At 53.9% G+C, this 17,721-nt stretch carries 21 protein-coding genes; 18 read left to right on the top strand and 3 right to left on the bottom strand.

Going from position 1 to position 17,721, the window contains the following annotated elements; translation table 11 throughout:
* Positions 1-493: 493 nt before the first annotated feature.
* Entirely contained in the window at positions 494-1,462 is a 969-nt protein-coding gene (gene rluC, locus ACMV5I_RS02785) for a 23S rRNA pseudouridine(955/2504/2580) synthase RluC (protein WP_024485939.1), read from the top strand.
* A gap of 79 nt (positions 1,463-1,541) precedes the next feature.
* On the opposite strand, the gene ACMV5I_RS02780 is transcribed toward rluC, so the two are convergent.
* Positions 1,542-2,123, bottom strand: a complete 582-nt coding sequence (locus ACMV5I_RS02780) for a Maf family protein (RefSeq protein ID WP_202728149.1) — start codon at positions 2,121-2,123, stop codon at positions 1,542-1,544.
* A gap of 141 nt (positions 2,124-2,264) precedes the next feature.
* Between ACMV5I_RS02780 and yceD the strand changes: the two genes are divergently transcribed.
* From yceD to ACMV5I_RS02705, 15 genes are all read left to right on the top strand, one after another.
* Complete coding sequence (gene yceD, locus ACMV5I_RS02775; protein WP_024485941.1) at positions 2,265-2,786, top strand: 23S rRNA accumulation protein YceD; 522 nt, start codon at positions 2,265-2,267, stop codon at positions 2,784-2,786.
* Between the two features lie 16 nt (positions 2,787-2,802).
* A complete protein-coding gene (gene rpmF, locus ACMV5I_RS02770) occupies positions 2,803-2,970 on the top strand; it encodes a 50S ribosomal protein L32 (protein WP_004943042.1) in 168 nt (55 codons plus the stop codon).
* Between the two features lie 12 nt (positions 2,971-2,982).
* A complete protein-coding gene (gene plsX, locus ACMV5I_RS02765; RefSeq protein WP_024528541.1) occupies positions 2,983-4,017 on the top strand; it encodes a phosphate acyltransferase PlsX in 1,035 nt (344 codons plus the stop codon).
* Between the two features lie 6 nt (positions 4,018-4,023).
* Positions 4,024-4,977, top strand: a complete 954-nt coding sequence (locus ACMV5I_RS02760; RefSeq protein ID WP_414823616.1) for a beta-ketoacyl-ACP synthase III — start codon at positions 4,024-4,026, stop codon at positions 4,975-4,977.
* An 18-nt stretch (positions 4,978-4,995) separates the two neighbouring features.
* On the top strand, positions 4,996-5,925 hold the full coding sequence (fabD, locus tag ACMV5I_RS02755) for an ACP S-malonyltransferase (RefSeq protein WP_021804717.1): 930 nt from the start codon (positions 4,996-4,998) through the stop codon (positions 5,923-5,925).
* A gap of 12 nt (positions 5,926-5,937) precedes the next feature.
* Positions 5,938-6,672: a 3-oxoacyl-ACP reductase FabG gene (fabG, locus tag ACMV5I_RS02750; protein WP_021178306.1), complete on the top strand. Its 735-nt coding sequence runs from the start codon at positions 5,938-5,940 to the stop codon at positions 6,670-6,672.
* Between the two features lie 154 nt (positions 6,673-6,826).
* On the top strand, positions 6,827-7,063 hold the full coding sequence (gene acpP / locus ACMV5I_RS02745; protein ID WP_004719003.1) for an acyl carrier protein: 237 nt from the start codon (positions 6,827-6,829) through the stop codon (positions 7,061-7,063).
* Between the two features lie 81 nt (positions 7,064-7,144).
* The gene (gene fabF, locus ACMV5I_RS02740) at positions 7,145-8,386 is read left to right on the top strand and encodes a beta-ketoacyl-ACP synthase II (protein ID WP_024485943.1); all 1,242 of its coding nucleotides are present in this window, start codon (positions 7,145-7,147) and stop codon (positions 8,384-8,386) included.
* 122 nt (positions 8,387-8,508) lie between these two features.
* Positions 8,509-9,306: an aminodeoxychorismate lyase gene (pabC, locus tag ACMV5I_RS02735; RefSeq protein WP_414823615.1), complete on the top strand. Its 798-nt coding sequence runs from the start codon at positions 8,509-8,511 to the stop codon at positions 9,304-9,306.
* Positions 9,307-9,319: 13 nt separating this feature from the next.
* Positions 9,320-10,345: an endolytic transglycosylase MltG gene (gene mltG / locus ACMV5I_RS02730; RefSeq protein ID WP_414823614.1), complete on the top strand. Its 1,026-nt coding sequence runs from the start codon at positions 9,320-9,322 to the stop codon at positions 10,343-10,345.
* On the top strand, positions 10,335-10,973 hold the full coding sequence (gene tmk / locus ACMV5I_RS02725; protein ID WP_021804713.1) for a dTMP kinase: 639 nt from the start codon (positions 10,335-10,337) through the stop codon (positions 10,971-10,973). The genes mltG and tmk overlap by 11 nt, the downstream gene beginning before the upstream one ends.
* The gene (holB, locus tag ACMV5I_RS02720; protein WP_414823613.1) at positions 10,973-11,980 is read left to right on the top strand and encodes a DNA polymerase III subunit delta'; all 1,008 of its coding nucleotides are present in this window, start codon (positions 10,973-10,975) and stop codon (positions 11,978-11,980) included. Before tmk ends, holB begins: the two co-directional genes overlap by 1 nt.
* 14 nt (positions 11,981-11,994) lie before the next feature.
* Positions 11,995-12,771, top strand: a complete 777-nt coding sequence (locus tag ACMV5I_RS02715; protein ID WP_414823612.1) for a metal-dependent hydrolase — start codon at positions 11,995-11,997, stop codon at positions 12,769-12,771.
* Positions 12,772-13,110: 339 nt separating this feature from the next.
* Positions 13,111-14,544: a PTS glucose transporter subunit IIBC gene (ptsG, locus tag ACMV5I_RS02710; RefSeq protein ID WP_202671173.1), complete on the top strand. Its 1,434-nt coding sequence runs from the start codon at positions 13,111-13,113 to the stop codon at positions 14,542-14,544.
* Positions 14,545-14,697: 153 nt separating this feature from the next.
* Complete coding sequence (locus ACMV5I_RS02705) at positions 14,698-15,207, top strand: hypothetical protein (RefSeq protein ID WP_414823611.1); 510 nt, start codon at positions 14,698-14,700, stop codon at positions 15,205-15,207.
* A 149-nt stretch (positions 15,208-15,356) separates the two neighbouring features.
* Here the strand turns inward: ACMV5I_RS02705 and ACMV5I_RS02700 are convergent, their stop codons facing one another.
* Positions 15,357-15,509 (bottom strand): type I toxin-antitoxin system Hok family toxin, encoded by a 153-nt coding sequence (locus tag ACMV5I_RS02700; RefSeq protein WP_021178298.1) that lies wholly within the window; start codon positions 15,507-15,509, stop codon positions 15,357-15,359.
* 316 nt (positions 15,510-15,825) lie between these two features.
* Here ACMV5I_RS02700 and ACMV5I_RS02695 point away from each other — a divergent pair, with 316 nt between their 5' ends.
* Complete coding sequence (locus ACMV5I_RS02695) at positions 15,826-16,422, top strand: GNAT family N-acetyltransferase (RefSeq protein WP_414823610.1); 597 nt, start codon at positions 15,826-15,828, stop codon at positions 16,420-16,422.
* A 65-nt stretch (positions 16,423-16,487) separates the two neighbouring features.
* Here ACMV5I_RS02695 and ACMV5I_RS02690 read toward each other — a convergent pair whose 3' ends face one another.
* Entirely contained in the window at positions 16,488-17,243 is a 756-nt protein-coding gene (locus tag ACMV5I_RS02690; protein ID WP_414823609.1) for an SDR family oxidoreductase, read from the bottom strand.
* 167 nt (positions 17,244-17,410) lie between these two features.
* Between ACMV5I_RS02690 and ACMV5I_RS02685 the strand changes: the two genes are divergently transcribed.
* On the top strand, positions 17,411-17,719 hold the full coding sequence (locus ACMV5I_RS02685) for a winged helix-turn-helix transcriptional regulator (RefSeq protein ID WP_414823712.1): 309 nt from the start codon (positions 17,411-17,413) through the stop codon (positions 17,717-17,719).
* The last annotated feature ends 2 nt before the right edge of the window (positions 17,720-17,721 follow it).

Below are 17,721 nucleotides of genomic sequence, written 5' to 3'. Positions count from 1 at the left end.
CAGGTTAAAACCGAAAACCCCGTGTCTTCTCGCAAAGCCGTCAACCTCACGGTTGTCGCCTGCATAGGGGCGCATTATCTCGGTAAGCCTGTATTTCTTTGTGAAACACAGCGCTTTTGACTCAGGGAATAGCCTCTGATTTATGATGACAGATCTGATTCCATTTGCCGGCCAAGCTGCAACCCGCAGCCCGCTAATTGTTTGATTTCACATTACGTCTTACGCCATTGCTGCGTTTTTGTGCAACCAGACAAACTGTATAATTCCGCAATTCTCCTCGTTTCAAGGGGATCGGCACGGAAAGTTACAGCATTATTCCATTGCAAGTACCTTTATAGCAAGGTGACTTTTCCTTAACTATGATCGAAACCGCAAACGATCAACCTTGCTTGCTGCCTTATTGTTCGCTGGCGTTTCTTTCACAGTCTGAGAGACAGTTAAGCACATAAAAAGAGGTGGCGCTATTGACGCGCTCTATTTAGAATCCTGCCCCATGAAAACGAACATTCCCGCAGTACAATTAGTGACGATTTCTGACGACGAAGCCGGCCAGAGAATCGACAATTTTTTGCTTGCCCGCCTGAAAGGCGTGCCGAAGAGCATGATTTATCGCATAGTGCGCAAAGGCGAGGTGCGGGTCAATAAAGGCCGCATCAAGGCTGAATATAAACTGGCCGCGGGCGATGTGGTGCGCATTCCTCCGGTTCGGGTCGCCGAGCGTGAAGATGCGCCGGTTTCCGCCAAGCTGGATAAAGTTGCTGCCCTGGCGGATTGCATCCTTTATGAGGACGATCACCTGCTGCTGCTGAACAAACCTTCTGGAACGGCGGTGCACGGCGGTAGCGGCCTGAGTTTTGGCGTGATCGAAGGATTGCGGGCATTACGTCCGGAAGCACGTTTTCTGGAGCTGGTGCACCGTTTGGATCGCGATACCTCCGGCGTCTTGATGGTGGCCAAGAAGCGTTCGGCGCTGCGTTCGCTGCACGAGCAACTGCGCCTCAAGGGGATGCAGAAGGATTATATGGCGTTAGTGCGCGGCGAGTGGCAGTCGCACTGTAAAGCGGTGCAGGCACCGTTGCTGAAGAATATTTTGCAGAGCGGGGAGCGCATTGTTCGCGTCAACAGCGAAGGCAAACCTTCGGAGACCCGCTTCAAGATCGAAGAGCGCTTTGAACATGCCACGCTGGTGAAGGCCAGCCCGATCACCGGGCGTACCCACCAGATTCGCGTGCATACCTTGCATGCCGGGCATCCGATCGCCTTTGACGATCGTTATGGTGACCGGGAGTTCGATCGCCAATTGGCGGGTACCGGCCTGAAACGCCTGTTCCTGCATGCGGCGGCGCTGCGCTTTGAACATCCTGCTACCGGCGAAACGATGCGCATCGAAGCGCCGATGGATGACGAACTGCGTCATTGCCTGCAGGTATTGCGCCAACGGACCGCCGCAGCTAAAAAATAAACCCCGGCATAGTGAGCAGTTGTGGAATTTGTTAGGGCCGAACATATTCGATCGTAGGGGTGCGGCATGCCGCGCCCACTTATACCAGCGGGTTGATCCCTTCAGCCCGCAACATTTCCAACAATGCGATCAGCGGCAGGCCAATCAGCGCATTCGGGTCGCGGCCCTCCAGCTTTTCAAACAGCGCAATCCCCAAACCTTCACTCTTGAAGCTACCGGCACAATAGAGCGGCTGCTCGAGGCGCACGTAGGTTTCGATCTCCACTTCGCTCAACGTACGGAAATGAACGTGGAAAGGTTCACATATCACCTGTAGTCGTTGGCTACGGCTATTATAAAGCGCCAAACCGGTATAGAAGGTCACCTGCTGGCCGCTGGCCTTACGTAGCTGCTGGCGGGCGTTCTCTTCGCTATGGGGCTTACCGGTGATTTCTCCGGCGATCACGCAGACCTGATCGGAACCGATAATCAGATAATCTGGGTAGGCCGTGGCCAGCGCCTGAGCCTTGGCCGCCGCCAAGCGCAGCACCAAAGCCTCGGCACTTTCCCCGGGCAGCGGTGTTTCATCGGTTTGCGGTGCTGCACAAATAAAGGGCAGGTGCAGCTTCTCCAACAGCTGCTGGCGGTAGATTGACGTTGAGGCGAGTAAGAGTCTTTGCATAATTTTTTCCACAAACCGTAGCGTAAATATGTCGGTCATCTTAAACTGTCGGCCGCTCTGGAAGCGAATATTGGTGAAAGGTGCCGTTTTAGGGCCTTTTTCTTTGACTCTATGACGTTACAAAGTTAATATGCGCGCCCTATGCAAAAGGTAAAATTACCCTTGACCATTGATGCGGTACGTACCGCTCAGAAACGCCTGGACTATGTTGGTTCCTATGCGCCTGAGCTGGTTACACGTGTTGCCGACTCTGTGGTCAGTGTGGACAGTGATGTCGAAGTGCAGTTGTCGTTTGATATTGATAACCAGCGCCTCGCGGTGATAACAGGGCATGCGGACGTCGCGGTAACGCTGATGTGCCAACGCTGTGGTGTCCCGTTTGCACATCAGGTCCACACAACATATTGTTTTAGCCCGGTCGTCAATGATGAGCAGGCTGAGGCATTACCGGAAGCGTACGAACCGATCGAAGTTGACGAGTTTGGCGAAGTCGATCTGTTGGCAATGATTGAAGATGAAATTATTCTTTCACTGCCTGTCGTTCCGGTACATGAATCTGAACACTGTGAAGTGTCCGAAGCGGACATGGTGTTTGGCAAACTGCCTCCTGAGGCGGAGAAACCAAATCCATTTGCCGTATTAGCCAGTTTAAAGCGTAAGTAATCGAGGAGTAAGGTCCATGGCCGTACAACAAAATAAACCAACCCGTTCCAAACGTGGCATGCGTCGTTCACACGATGCCCTGACCACCACCACCTTGTCTGTAGATGCGACTTCCGGTGAAACTCATCGTCGTCACCACATCACTGCCGACGGTTTCTACCGCGGTCGCAAGGTTATCGGCTAAGTCAGCGATACTTTGACTCGTCTAACCCTGGCGTTAGATGCAATGGGCGGGGATTTCGGTCCCTGCGTCACAGTGCCTGCTTCATTGCAGGCACTGGCCTCTAATTTACAGCTTCATCTCCTGTTAGTCGGCGATCCCGACGTCATCTCCCCGTTACTTGCCAAAGCCGATCCGTCTGTCCTGGAACGCTTGCAAGTCGTACCTGCCGAATCGGTTATTGCCGGTGACGCCAAGCCTTCACAAGCGATCCGGGCCAGCCGAGGTACCTCTATGCGTATTGCGCTGGAGTTGATTAAAAGCGGTGAGGCGCAGGCTTGTGTCAGTGCAGGGAATACCGGGGCGTTGATGGGGCTGGCCAAGCTGCTGATCAAACCGTTGGATGGCATTGAACGCCCGGCGTTGATGACCGTGATACCTAACCAGCAGCGCGGTAAAACCGTGGTGCTGGATCTGGGGGCCAACGTAGAGTGCGATAGCACGATGCTGGTGCAGTTCGCGGTCATGGGAGCAGTGATGGCGGAAGAGGTATTGGGTATCGCGCAGCCACGTGTGGCGCTGCTCAATATCGGCGAAGAAGAAACCAAAGGATTGGATAATATCCGCGAAGCCTCCGCCGTACTTAAAAAAACTCAGGCAATCAACTATATTGGTTATCTGGAAGGCAACGACCTGCTCACCGGCAAAACTGATGTGATGGTCTGCGACGGCTTTGTCGGCAACGTCACTCTGAAAACCATGGAAGGTGTGATAAGACTGTTCTTGTCGCTACTCAAGTCATCCTCCGAAGGGGGAAAACAGGCGTGGTGGTTAAAATTGTTGGGTCGTTGGTTACAAAAAAGGGTGGCAAGGCGTTTTGGTCATCTGAACCCCGACCAGTATAATGGTGCATGTCTGTTAGGATTGCGGGGAACCGTGATTAAGAGCCACGGCGCTGCAAACCAAAACGCGTTTGCGGTGGCAATCGAACAGGCTGTACAGGCGGTGCAGCGGCAAGTTCCGGACAGGATTGCTGCGCGCCTTGAAGCTGTATTACCCAAGAGTGACTGATCGTTCATGTATACAAAGATTCTCGGTACGGGGAGTTACTTACCCGCACAAGTGCGCACCAACGCTGACTTAGAAAAAATGGTGGATACGTCTGACGAGTGGATCGTGACTCGCACCGGTATTCGTGAACGTCGTATCGCTGCTCCGGATGAAACCGTGGCAACCATGAGCTTCCACGCTGCGTCTCACGCGCTGGAAATGGCGGGTGTGGCTAAAGAAGATATCGGCCTGATCGTGGTGGCGACCACCACCTCAAGCCATGCGTTCCCAAGTTCTGCCTGCCAGGTGCAGCAGATGCTGGGCATTCAGGACTGCGCGGCGTTTGACATCGCGGCGGCCTGTGCTGGCTTTACCTACGCCTTGAGCGTGGCCGATCAGTACGTCAAGAACGGCGCGGTAAAACATGCGCTGGTGATCGGCTCAGATGCGCTGTCGCGCACGCTCGATCCTGAAGATCGCGGCACGGTCATCCTGTTTGGCGACGGTGCGGGCGCGGTAGTGCTGGGGGCTTCTGAGGACCAGGGCATTATCTCTACCCATCTGCATGCGGATGGCCGCTATGGCAATCTGCTGGCGCTGCCAAATAAAGATCGTCAGAACCCGGATCAGCCTGCCTACGTCACCATGGCGGGCAACGAAGTGTTTAAAGTGGCAGTCACCGAACTGGCACATATCGTTGATGAAACGCTGAAGGCCAACGATCTTGACCGCAGCGAACTGGATTGGCTGGTTCCGCACCAGGCCAACCTGCGTATCATCAGCGCAACGGCAAAAAAACTGGGTATGGGGATGGAGAAAGTGGTGGTGACGCTCGATCGTCACGGAAACACTTCTGCCGCCTCGGTACCTGCGGCGCTCGACGAAGCCGTACGCGACGGGCGCATCCAGCGTGGTCAGTTGGTGTTGCTGGAAGCATTCGGCGGTGGCTTTACCTGGGGCTCGGCGCTGGTTCGTTTTTGATTCAACAGGAATAAAAAAATGACGCAAACTGCTTTTGTTTTTCCAGGCCAGGGTTCACAAACCGTTGGCATGTTGGCCGATTTGGCCGCACAGTTTCCCATTGTGGAACAAACTTTTAGCGACGCTTCAGCGGCTTTGGGTTACGATCTGTGGCAGTTGGTGCAGACTGGCCCGGCAGAAGAGCTGAATAAAACCTGGCAGACACAGCCAGCGTTGTTGGCGGCCTCCGTTGCCATCTTCCGTGTCTGGCAGCAGCAGGGCGGTAACATGCCTGTGATGATGGCCGGCCACAGCCTGGGTGAATACTCGGCGCTGGTGTGTGCCGGTGTGCTGGATTTTGCTGCGGCTATCCGTTTGGTAGAGTTGCGCGGCAAGCTGATGCAGGAAGCGGTACCAGAAGGTACCGGTGCCATGTACGCCATCATCGGTCTGGATAATGCCTCGATTGCCAAAGCCTGTGAGGAGTCTGCTCAAGGTCAGGTAGTTTCACCGGTGAACTTCAACTCTCCGGGGCAGGTCGTTATCGCCGGCAACAAAGAAGCGGTTGAGCGTGCAGGCGCAGCTTGCAAGGCGGCCGGTGCCAAACGTGCACTGCCGTTGCCGGTGAGCGTGCCTTCGCACTGCGCACTGATGAAACCGGCTGCCGATAAGCTGGCTGTAGCGTTGCAAGACATCACCTTCAACGCGCCGTTAGTCCCGGTAGTCAATAACGTTGATGTACGCGCAGAAACCGCGCCAGAAGCTATCCGCAGTGCGTTGGTTCGCCAACTGTACAGCCCGGTGCGCTGGACGGAAAGCGTAGAATTTATGGCGGCAGAGGGTGTGACTCTGCTGTTGGAAGTGGGCCCAGGCAAAGTGCTGACCGGCCTGACCAAACGCATTGTCGACACTTTGACGGCGGCAGCTGTTAACGATACTGCCAGCCTGTCTGCGGCGTTGGAACAGTAAAAGAGGATAACCATGAGCTTCGAAGGGAAAATTGTCCTGGTCACCGGCGCAAGCCGCGGTATTGGCCGGGCTATTGCAGAGTTGTTTGTTGCACGTGGCGCCAAGGTTATCGGCACCGCTACCAGTGAGAGCGGTGCTGAAGCCATCAGCAGCTATCTGGGTGAGAACGGCAAAGGCTATATGCTGAACGTGGTTGATGCTCAATCTATCGACAACGTTTTGACCTCGATTCGTGCGGAATTTGGCGAAATCGACATTTTAGTGAATAATGCCGGGATTACGCGTGATAACCTGCTGATGCGAATGAAGGATGAGGAGTGGCAGGATATCCTGGACACCAATCTGACTTCCGTATTCCGTCTGTCAAAAGCGGTAATGCGAGCTATGATGAAAAAGCGGTTTGGCCGTATCATCTCTATCGGTTCCGTTGTTGGTACCATGGGGAATGCAGGGCAGGCTAACTACGCGGCGGCTAAAGCCGGTCTGATTGGTTTTAGTAAGTCTTTGGCACGTGAGATCGCTTCACGTGGCATTACGGTCAACGTCGTGGCTCCTGGCTTTATTGAGACGGACATGACACGGGCGTTGACAGAAGATCAACGCGCAGGCATTTTGACTCAGGTTCCGGCTAGCCGGCTTGGGGAAGCTAAAGAAATCGCCAGCGCTGTTGCATTTTTAGCCTCTGACGAGGCCAGCTACATCACCGGTGAAACGTTACATGTCAATGGCGGCATGTATATGATTTAAAAAATGCGAAAACTATTTGCGTTATTTGAGGTAAAAACCGCAAAATAGCGTAAAATCGTGGTTTGACCAGCCGGGATTTAGTTGCATCTTTTTCAACATTTTATACACTACGAAAACCATCGCGAAAGCGAGTTTTGATAGGAAATTTAAGAGTATGAGCACTATCGAAGAACGCGTTAAGAAAATCATTGTTGAGCAACTGGGTGTTAAGCAGGAAGAAGTATTGAACAACGCTTCTTTCGTTGAAGACCTGGGCGCTGATTCTCTTGACACCGTTGAGCTGGTAATGGCTCTGGAAGAAGAATTCGACACCGAAATTCCAGACGAAGAAGCAGAGAAAATCACTACTGTGCAAGCAGCTATTGATTTCATCAACGCTAGCCAGCAGTAAGCGAACATATCTAGGCGGTCACTCGACCGCCTAAGTTTTTTCTATCCCTAGCGTCATATTTTCCCTCCTTGGAGGACAAACGTGTCTAAGCGTCGAGTAGTTGTGACCGGACTGGGCATGTTGTCTCCTGTCGGCAATACGGTAGAGTCCACATGGAATGCTCTTCTTGCCGGTCAGAGTGGCATCAGCCTGATCGACCATTTCGATACTACTGCCTATGCAACCCGTTTTGCTGGCTTGGTAAAGAATTTTAACTGTGAAGATTTCATCTCTCGCAAAGATGCGCGCAAGATGGATGCCTTCATTCAATACGGCATCGTCGCCGGCATGCAAGCCATGCAGGATGCGGGGCTGGATATCAACGAGGCGAACGCCAATCGTATTGGTGCCGCTATCGGCTCTGGTATCGGCGGCCTGGGGTTGATTGAAGAAAACCATAGCTCACTGGTTAACGGTGGCCCACGGAAAATCAGTCCGTTTTTTGTGCCCTCGACCATTGTGAACATGATTGCCGGTCACCTGACCATTATGTACGGCATGCGTGGCCCAAGTATTTCCATCGCTACCGCCTGTACCTCAGGTGTCCATAACATTGGCCATGCCGCACGTATCATTGCTTACAATGATGCCGATGTGATGCTGGCCGGTGGCGCAGAAAAAGCCAGTACCCCTCTGGGTGTCGGCGGCTTTGGGGCGGCTCGTGCGCTCTCAACCCGCAATGACAACCCACAGGCCGCAAGCCGCCCCTGGGATAAAGACCGTGATGGTTTTGTGCTGGGCGATGGTGCGGGGATGATGGTGCTGGAAGAGTACGAACACGCAAAACAACGCGGTGCGAAAATTTACGCCGAAATTGTCGGGTTTGGTATGAGCAGCGATGCCTACCACATGACATCGCCACCGGAAAACGGTGCTGGTGCCGCCTTGGCGATGGAAAACGCACTGCGTGATGCGGGTGTGACAACGTCACAGATTGGTTATATCAACGCGCATGGCACCTCGACGCCGGCCGGTGATAAAGCCGAAACCCAAGCGGTGAAATCCGTATTTGGCAGCGATGCCAACCGGGTAATGGTCAGCTCCACCAAATCGATGACCGGCCACCTGCTGGGTGCCGCTGGGGCGATTGAGTCGATCTTTACCGTGTTGGCTCTGCGCGATCAGGCGGTTCCACCTACCATCAATCTGGATAATCCGGATGAAGGTTGCGATCTGGACTTCGTACCACACGAAGCGCGCCAGACCAAAGATATGGAGTTCACGCTGTGTAACTCCTTCGGCTTCGGTGGCACCAACGGTTCGCTGATTTTCCGTCGCGTATAATTATTGCCAACTTAAGTTGATAAAGGCCCGGTGCATTTTGACCGGGCTTTTTTTATGGCGCCAGGCCGTTCTATCGTAGTATGTGCCTGTTATGCTGTAGTGATAACACAGTGAGGAAACGCATGTACTGGATCAATGGACAACAACATGACGCCCTGGCACCCAGCGATCGCGGTTTGCAGTTTGGCGACGGCTGCTTTACCACTGCCAGAGTAGTGGATGGCAACATCGATCTTTTTCCCTGGCATCTTGAGCGGATGCAGCAGGCGGCGCAGAGATTGCTATTGCCAGCGGTGGACTGGGCGGCATTGGAACTTGAGATGCGCCATGCGGCAAGCTCTCTCTCCCTGGGCGTGGTCAAAGCGATACTGACCAGAGGCAGCGGCGGACGAGGTTACAGCCCACACGGCTGTACTGCTCCTACACGGATCGTTTCGCGCAGCGCCTATCCCATGCACTACCAGTCATGGCGTGAAGAAGGGATCAGCCTGACGGTCAGCCCGGTTGCGCTGGCGCGTAATCCACTGCTGGCAGGCCTGAAACACCTTAACCGCCTGGAGCAGGTGTTGATCCGCGCACATCTTGACCAGGCCGATGCCGATGAGGCGCTGGTGCTTGACACTGCGGGTATGCTGGTGGAATGCTGTGCGGCTAATTTGTTCTGGCGCAAAGGAAAAAACGTCTTTACGCCAAATCTGGATCAGGCCGGTGTCGCCGGTGTGATGCGCCGCCGAGTGATTGAACTTCTGACGGGCAGCGAGTATCTACTGCATTACGTCAGTGAACCGCTGGAGACGCTGGCCGATGCGGAGGAAGTGCTGATATGCAACGCGCTGATGCCGTTGCTGCCGGTGAATAGGGCACAATCATGGCGCTACCCTTCGCGCCAACTGTATGATTTTTTGCGACCACACTGTTAATGATGGCTGATCGATGAAGAGAAAAAAGCTCAAGATTGTTGTACTGCTGCTGCTCCTGGCGTTGGCTTCGCTGTATTGGGGGCATCAGCGGATTGAACGCTTTGCCGATACTCCGCTGGCGATTGGGCAGGAAACCTACTTCAAACTGCCCGCAGGCACTGGACGTGTGGCGCTGGAAGGGCTGCTGGTACGCGACAAGCTGATCCACAATGGCCGCTGGTTCCCGTGGTTACTGCGCCTGCAGCCGGAACTGGCCGAATTCAAGGCGGGTACCTACCGTTTAACCCCGGGGATGACGGTGCGCCAGATGCTGAAACTGTTGGCGAGCGGCAAAGAAGCCCAGTTCAGCGCGCGCTTTATCGAGGGTTTGCGTCTGAAAGATTGGCTGCAGGTGCTGCAAGAGTCCAAATACGTCAAACATACCCTGGCAGGTAAAAGCGAGGCGGAAATCGCCAAGGCGCTGGGGCTACCGGAAGGTGGCGTGCTGGAAGGTCGTTTGTATCCAGATACCTATCTCTATACGGCGGGAACCACCGATCAGGCATTGTTAAAGCGCTCGCAGTTGCGGATGTACAAGGCATTGCAGGACGTTTGGCATGCGCGAGACACCAGCTTGCCATACAAAACGCCGGAAGAGTTGCTGACGATGGCTTCGATCGTTGAGAAAGAGACTGCCGTAGCGGAGGAGCGCACCAAGGTCGCTTCGGTGTTTATCAATCGCCTGCGTTTGGGTATGCGTTTGCAAACCGATCCTACCGTGATCTACGGCATGGGCGACAGTTATACCGGTAACATCACCCGTAAGGATCTGGAGACGGCAACTCCCTATAACACCTATGTGATCAGTGGCCTGCCGCCAACGCCGATCGCCATGCCGAGCCGTGCTTCACTGGAGGCTGCTGCCAATCCGGCTAAAACCGATTATTTGTACTTTGTTGCCGACGGAAAGGGTGGCCATACGTTCACCACCAACCTGGCAAGCCATAATGCTGCGGTGCGTGTCTATCGGCAGGTACAAAAGGAAAAGAATGAAAAGTAACTTTGTAGTGATTGAAGGGTTGGAAGGCGCGGGTAAAACCACCGCGCGCAATACCGTGGTCAACGTGCTTAACGAGCAGGGTATTAACGACATTGTGTTTACCCGTGAACCGGGCGGTACGCCACTGGCGGAGAAGCTGCGCGAGCTGTTTAAATGCGGCGCAGATGGCGATTTGCCGACCATCAAGGCGGAACTGTTGATGATATATGCCGCGCGGGTGCAACTGGTGGAAACCGTGATCCAACCGGCGTTGGCGCGGGGAGCCTGGGTGGTAGGCGATCGTCACGATCTTTCCGCACAAGCCTATCAGGGCGGGGGCCGGGGGATCGACCCACACTTGATGAGTTCGCTGCGTGATACGGTATTGGGTGACTTCCGCCCCGACCTGACCCTTTATCTCGACTTACCTCCGTCGGTGGGCCTGCAAAGAGCGCGCGCGCGCGGAGAGTTGGACCGTATTGAGCAAGAAGCGCTGCCGTTCTTTGAACGTACCCGCGCTCGCTATCTTGAACTGGCGGCTCAGGATGCGAGCATCGTTACCATAGATGCGGCACAAACGCTGGAACAGGTCACTGCCGATATTCGCCAGGTGGTTGTACAGTGGCTGCAACAGCAGGAAGGAGCGTAATGAACTGGTACTCGTGGCTTAACGCTCCCTATCGTCATTTGGTGGGGCAGTATGCGGCTGGGCGTGGCCATCACGCATTACTGCTGCATGCGGCGGTGGGCAACGGCGATGCTGAGCTACTCTATGCCCTGAGCCGTTGGCTGATCTGCCAAAAGCGCAATGGTGAAAAGAGCTGCGGTGAGTGCCACAGCTGCCGGTTGATGCTGGCAGGCAACCATCCGGACTACCACGTACTGGCTCCGGAAAAGGGCAAAAGTAGCTTGGGTATCGAACCGATCCGCCAAGTGATTGAGGTCCTCTATTCCCATGCCCAGCAGGGGGGAGCCAAGGTGGTGTGGCTATCGCAGGCAGAACTGTTGACCGAGGCCGCCGCCAACGCCTTGCTGAAAACCCTGGAAGAGCCTCCGGCCAATACCTACTTCCTGCTAGGCTGCCGTGAGCCCTCACGCCTGTTGGCGACGCTGCGTAGCCGCTGTTTCTACTGGCATCTGGCCAGCCCGGATGAACAGCTTAGTCTGCAATGGCTTAACCGCCAGGGTGTGGGCAATCCGGTCGATCGTCTGACCGCATTACGCTTGCATGACGGTGCTCCACTCGCTGCCGAACAGTTGCTGCAACCGAATCGCTGGCAACAGCGGGCCGCACTGTGTAACGCCTTGAGCGCCGCTTTGCCGCAGTGCGATATGTTGGCCCTGTTGCCGGCACTGAACCATGACGACGTGGCGGACCGGCTACACTGGTTATGCGCGCTACTGATGGATGCTATGAAATACCAGCAGGGTGCCGCGAACTATGCTCTGAACCAGGATCAATTGCCGCTGGTCCAGCAGTTGGCCAGCCGTTTGAGCAGCGTTTCGCTCCAGCAAATCATGCAGCAGTGGCTTAACTGCCGCCATCAGTTACTCAGCGTGGTCGGCGTTAATCGCGAGCTGTTGCTGACAGAACAGTTACTCGGTTGGGAGCAGATGCTCGGCACTACCGGTTACTCATCCCCTCATTCGTTGTAAAAGAGTTAATTATCATGTTATTAGTAGATTCTCACTGCCACCTCGACAGCCTGGACTTCGCCACCTTGCACCACAGCGTGGACGATGCTCTGGTCAAAGCCAAAGCGCAGGATGTGGGCTTTGTACTGGCGGTTGCCACCACGCTGCCGGGTTACCAGGCGATGACCCAGCTGATCGGTCAACGTAACGATGTTGCCTTCTCCTGTGGCGTTCATCCGTTGAATCTGGAGGGGGGCTACGATTATGCCGAACTGCGCAGTCTGGCAGCGGCAGAGCAGGTGGTTGCCCTGGGGGAAACCGGGCTGGATTACTTTTATCAGAAAGACAATATCCCGTTACAGCAAGAGTCGTTCCGCCAACATATTCGTATTGGCCGGGATCTCAACAAGCCGGTGATTGTGCATACGCGTGACGCGCGTGACGATACGTTGGCCATTCTGCGTGAAGAGAACGCACAGGATTGCGGCGGCGTGCTGCATTGCTTCACCGAAGATTTGCCAACGGCGAAAGCCTTGCTCGATCTGGGCTTCTATATCTCGTTCTCCGGCATTGTCACTTTCCGTAACGCCGAGCCGCTGCGCGAGGTAGCCCGCTATGTGCCATTGGATCGCATGCTGGTGGAAACCGACTCGCCATACCTGGCGCCGGTACCTCATCGCGGCAAAGAAAACCAACCCGCCTATGTGCGTGACGTCGCAGAATACCTGGCCGTATTGAAGGGCGTCAGCCTGGAAAAACTGGCGCAGGCGACCACTGCCAACTTTTCACGTTTGTTTCACATCGAACTCTGATCCTTCGTCTAGGCTTAGCGAAACGCTGGCGATAATCTAATTCTTTTTAAGCTCGTAATTAATCCTCGAAACGGGTAATGTTCCCACCCGTTTCAGGGGAGCGGCCGGGCAAATTTTCATCTTTCTTCACAAAAAGTAGACGATTTTTGAAAAATGGCCGGTCAGATTCATCGAAACGTGACTGCCATCAAACATTGTTCAGGGTATTTATTTTACTCTGCGTAAAAATTAAAGGGGTGCTCAGACACCCTGAAAATGCAGGGGTTTTCTCTCCCCCCTCTGCAACGCGAAAATTCGCGAGAAGTAGCAAAGCACTATTACTCAGGAGCACACTCAACTATGTTCAAGAACGCATTTGCCAACCTGCAAAAAGTAGGTAAATCGCTGATGCTGCCGGTTTCCGTATTGCCTATCGCAGGTATCCTGCTGGGCGTCGGTTCCGCCAACTTTAGCTGGCTACCGCTGGTAGTCTCACACGTGATGGCGGAAGCCGGCGGTTCCGTATTCGCCAATATGCCGTTGATCTTCGCTATCGGTGTTGCCCTGGGCTTCACTAACAACGACGGCGTTTCTGCATTGGCCGCGGTAGTGGCTTACGGCATCATGGTGAAAACCATGGCCGTGGTTGCGCCACTGGTGCTGCATTTGCCAGCCGAAGAGATTGCGGCCAAACATCTGGCGGATACCGGTGTACTCGGGGGGATTATCTCCGGTGCCATTGCTGCCTACATGTTTAACCGCTTCTTCCGTATTCAACTGCCAGAATACCTGGGCTTCTTTGCCGGTAAGCGTTTTGTACCAATCATCTCTGGTCTGGCCGCTATCATTCTGGGTGTGATCCTCTCCTTCATCTGGCCGCCAATCGGTACGGCTATCCAGACCTTCTCCGAATGGGCGGCTTATCAGAACCCAGTAGTGGCATTCGGTATCTACGGTTTTGTTGAGCGTGCGCTGGTACCGTTTGGTCTGCACCACATCTGGAACGTTCCGTTCCAAATGCAGATTGGTGAATATACCAATGCGGCCGGTCAAGTGTTCCACGGCGACATTCCGCGTTACATGGCGGGTGACCCAACTGCGGGTATGCTGTCTGGTGGCTTCCTGTTCAAAATGTATGGTCTGCCTGCTGCCGCGATTGCCATCTGGCACTCAGCCAAGCCGGAAAACCGTGCCAAAGTCGGCGGTATCATGATCTCCGCTGCACTGACCTCGTTCCTGACCGGTATTACTGAGCCGATCGAGTTCTCCTTCATGTTCGTTGCGCCGATCCTGTACGTAATCCATGCGATCCTGGCAGGTCTGGCGTTCCCAATCTGTATTCTGTTGGGTATGCGTGACGGTACCAGCTTCTCACACGGTCTGATCGACTTCATCGTACTGAGCGGCAACAGCAGCAAAATCTGGCTGTTCCCAATCGTTGGTGTTATCTACGGTCTGGTGTACTACACCATCTTCCGCGTGCTGATTGCCAAACTGGATCTGAAAACTCCTGGCCGTGAAGACAATGCTTCCGAGCAGGTGACTCAGGGTGGTTCTGAAATGTCTGCTGCGCTGGTTCAGGCATTCGGCGGTAAAGAGAACATCACCAACCTGGATGCCTGTATTACCCGTCTGCGCGTTAGCGTGGCCGACGTATCCAAGGTTGACCAGGCTGGTCTGAAGAAACTGGGTGCTGCCGGTGTGGTTGTGGCTGGCTCAGGCGTTCAGGCGATCTTTGGTACCAAATCCGACAACCTGAAAACCGATATGGATGAATACATCCGTAACCACTGATTCAGGTAGGGGAGTTAATGGGGAGACTTAGGTCTCCCTTTTTTTATGCACTTTTCTGAGCTAGTCACCGTTATTGACATGAGTTCGGTATTAAGTTTATATCCGGTAGTACAAAAAATTAGCATCATGAAGCCAGCCAGAAGGACATTGGCGATGAAAAAATACTCTTATCCTTATCTTTTTAGCGTGACGATATTATTTTTGGGATTCGTTTTTGGGATGATGCTATGGCATGGTGAGATCTATCGTCAAACCTTTCTGAATCGTACAAGTGTGCGTTATATGCTTGTGACGGCGCTGGCACTGGCTTTGCTTATCTCAATTTTGATTATCAGACGTGGCGTGTTTAACAGCAGTAAATTTGTTGATTATATCAAGCTGTATGCCGCTATCAGCATCGTAACGGCGCTTGTCGCTATCATGTTATTAATAACGGCCACTTACTATCTCCCCGGTAAAACATCTTCATATACTACGACGTATTCCTATGCCTACGGGAGTCGCAGCAGCTGCGCTGGGGCAGAAGTTAATGATGTAGATTTAGGCATAAGTATTAGAGTATGTCATCCCGTGGGTAACTATGAGTTTAATAACAAGATATATATTGAAAAACGAACTAATGCCCTTGGTATGGTAGTGACTTACGCTATAACTTTCCCTTAAAGGTGGCACGTCGTCGATAATAAGTGGCTATGGGAAGGGGGATAGCGGTAGTTAAAGGCGGGGAAAGTCTTCTTTTTTGATGGAAGGGGTGCTCATGGATCTCTGCTCAAACAACCAACAGGCGGGGCAAGCCCCGCCGTTGGGTTGCCTTACCTTGCGGATTCGTAAGCCATCATGGCCGCAACCTCTGTTTCTCCGCTACGAATGCGGATCTCACAGAGTCTTTTCCTGGTCATCCAGGTAAACACCAGTACGGTGATACAGAGAATAACCAGGGCCATTACTACTAATTTTTGCGGCATGATAGCCTCCTTGTCCTTGCCTTTCGGCGGGTAAGAGGCTACCTTTATGTTGTTGGAGCATAAGAGTGGCCTCGGGTTGATTTACATCAATTCGGGGCTTTTCTCTTTCTATCTCTTGCTAATGCTTAGGACAAAAAGATCCAGAGCACCCACGCGAATTTTACCCCTAATCCTGCCTGGTAATAAATCAGCGCTTTGGTACATATAACAAGTAAGCTGAACCGGCTCAGTGTACATCCTGCTTAATTTGTTGGTTTTTTTCCCTGTTTATTGCGATGCTGATGGCAGTCCATAGATCGCAGCAAAAGAGGGAACAATGCCCAACCCATCCGTGCTCAAACCACCAACGTTGATCGGCAATCAAATCGAACTTCGGCCATTGCAGCCAGAGCACCGTGAGGCAATGCTGAGCGCGGCTGCTGATGGCGAACTGTGGAACCTGAAGGTTACCGCAGTGCCGAGTACCAGCACGATCGACAGCTATATCTCCACCGCCGTGGCAGGCCGTGATGCCGGTTCCATGCTGCCATTTGTCATTGTTCAGCAGGCTAGCGGCCGCATTATCGGCAGCACCCGTTTCTGGAAAATCGACCGGACTAATCGCAAAATGGAAATCGGCCACACCTGGTTGAGCCAATCGGTGCAGCGCACCGGCGTGAATACCGAAGCGAAATACCTACTGCTCGGCTATGCCTTTGAAGTATTACAGGCGGTACGTGTACAGTTCACCACCGACGAACTGAACGACAGGTCACGCGCGGCAATTCTGCGGATTGGTGCAAAGCAGGAGGGGATTGTACGCCATGAACGCATCATGCCCGACGGGCGTAAACGTAACTCGGTCAGGTTCAGCATTATCGATGATGAATGGTGTGAGGTGAAAGCCAGGCTGGAAGTTTTGCTGAAGCGCTAAACTCGAGGAGCAAACAGTGGCATGATCTCAACGGGCGCAGCATGCAGCGCCCCTACAGCAGCCTTTCAACTCCGCGCTAAATTCCCCACGCCACCGTCGATCAGCAGTTCACTTCCCACCATGTAGCTGGACTCGTCAGACGCGAGAAATACGGCGGCTTTGGCCAATTCCAGCGCGGTCCCCATGCGGCCAATCGGCACCAGCGCGCGGATCTCTTCGCGTAATGCTTGCTCAGCCTGTGCCGGCAAACCCAGCTTGCCCAGCGCTGGGGTTGCCGTTGGGCCAGGGCTGAGGCCGTTGACGCGAATACCGCGCGGGTGCAGTTCGGCAGAAAGCGAACGCGCCAAAGACAAAATTCCGGCTTTACTGGCGGCATAGACGCTACTTTGCGCCAAGCCAATATGCGCGCTGACGGAACCGCACAGGATCACCGAGGCAGGATTGCCCAGTAACGGTAAAAGGGCCTGGATCAAAAACAGTGGGCCTTTGAGATTGGTGTTCATCAGTTGGTCATAACGCTGCTCATCCCATTCCTGCAACGGCAGGTGGGTGACATCACCGGCGTTGATATACAAGATATCCAACCGGGGCCAGCTTTTAGCCAACTGCGCGGCCAAAATCGGCTGTTGGCCGATATCCCCGGCGTCATTGTGCAACAGCACGGCATCCCCTAGCATTTCGCCAGCCGCTGTTAACCCGCTTGCGCTGCGCCCGGTGATCGCCACGGTCGCTCCTTCGGCAATAAACTGCCGGGCCGTCTCCAGCCCAATGCCGCTGGTTCCCCCGGTAATCAACGCGTATTTACCTGCTAATCGTGACATAACCCTTCCTCTCGTTGGTCAGTTACGCCATTATTGGTTTGTTAGTACCTTTTGCATAGTAGGTACCATTTAGATACTAAAGGACAAGGTGGGATGCAATGGCGTCAACAGTGAAAGGGCAGGTTGAAAAAATTTTTCCGTTACCGCCTGTGGGGGAGCCGTGCCCGATGGTGAGCTTCGTCAATTTGGTTTCGGGAAAATGGGCGATCCCGATCCTGTATCGCCTGATGGTGATCGACGGTCCGATACGCTTTAGCGAGTTACAGCGCGCGGTGGCCCCCATCGCGCAAAAAGAACTGACGCGTCAGCTCCGCCAGTTTGAACAATGCGGTCTTGTCACACGGCAGGTGTTTCCAGAGGTGCCACCACGGGTGGAGTACCAGATAACGCCTCTGGGTAAAACGTTGCGCCCCACGTTAGACTCGTTGGCCGCTTGGATGCGTGGTCATGCGCCGCAGCTGATCGGTAGCCAATAACC

Origin of the sequence: Serratia sp. T13T92 (genome assembly GCF_047530105.1) — a bacterium.
Taxonomy (GTDB): domain Bacteria; phylum Pseudomonadota; class Gammaproteobacteria; order Enterobacterales; family Enterobacteriaceae; genus Chania; species Chania fonticola.
This window is presented reverse-complemented; position numbering and strand designations above follow the sequence as displayed.

Coding starts and splice junctions, on each gene's coding strand:
- rpmF (WP_004943042.1), top strand. CDS start 2,803: ATGGCCGTACAACAAAATAAACCAACCCGTTCCAAACGTGGCATGCGT.
- yceD (WP_024485941.1), top strand. CDS start 2,265: ATGCAAAAGGTAAAATTACCCTTGACCATTGATGCGGTACGTACCGCT.
- rluC (WP_024485939.1), top strand. CDS start 494: ATGAAAACGAACATTCCCGCAGTACAATTAGTGACGATTTCTGACGAC.
- fabD (WP_021804717.1), top strand. CDS start 4,996: ATGACGCAAACTGCTTTTGTTTTTCCAGGCCAGGGTTCACAAACCGTT.
- ACMV5I_RS02760 (WP_414823616.1), top strand. CDS start 4,024: ATGTATACAAAGATTCTCGGTACGGGGAGTTACTTACCCGCACAAGTG.
- ACMV5I_RS02690 (WP_414823609.1), bottom strand. CDS start 17,243: ATGTCACGATTAGCAGGTAAATACGCGTTGATTACCGGGGGAACCAGC.
- ACMV5I_RS02715 (WP_414823612.1), top strand. CDS start 11,995: ATGTTATTAGTAGATTCTCACTGCCACCTCGACAGCCTGGACTTCGCC.
- acpP (WP_004719003.1), top strand. CDS start 6,827: ATGAGCACTATCGAAGAACGCGTTAAGAAAATCATTGTTGAGCAACTG.
- ptsG (WP_202671173.1), top strand. CDS start 13,111: ATGTTCAAGAACGCATTTGCCAACCTGCAAAAAGTAGGTAAATCGCTG.
- ACMV5I_RS02700 (WP_021178298.1), bottom strand. CDS start 15,509: ATGCCGCAAAAATTAGTAGTAATGGCCCTGGTTATTCTCTGTATCACC.
- pabC (WP_414823615.1), top strand. CDS start 8,509: ATGTACTGGATCAATGGACAACAACATGACGCCCTGGCACCCAGCGAT.
- holB (WP_414823613.1), top strand. CDS start 10,973: ATGAACTGGTACTCGTGGCTTAACGCTCCCTATCGTCATTTGGTGGGG.
- mltG (WP_414823614.1), top strand. CDS start 9,320: ATGAAGAGAAAAAAGCTCAAGATTGTTGTACTGCTGCTGCTCCTGGCG.
- ACMV5I_RS02705 (WP_414823611.1), top strand. CDS start 14,698: ATGAAAAAATACTCTTATCCTTATCTTTTTAGCGTGACGATATTATTT.
- ACMV5I_RS02685 (WP_414823712.1), top strand. CDS start 17,411: ATGGTGAGCTTCGTCAATTTGGTTTCGGGAAAATGGGCGATCCCGATC.
- ACMV5I_RS02695 (WP_414823610.1), top strand. CDS start 15,826: ATGCCCAACCCATCCGTGCTCAAACCACCAACGTTGATCGGCAATCAA.
- ACMV5I_RS02780 (WP_202728149.1), bottom strand. CDS start 2,123: ATGCAAAGACTCTTACTCGCCTCAACGTCAATCTACCGCCAGCAGCTG.
- fabG (WP_021178306.1), top strand. CDS start 5,938: ATGAGCTTCGAAGGGAAAATTGTCCTGGTCACCGGCGCAAGCCGCGGT.
- tmk (WP_021804713.1), top strand. CDS start 10,335: ATGAAAAGTAACTTTGTAGTGATTGAAGGGTTGGAAGGCGCGGGTAAA.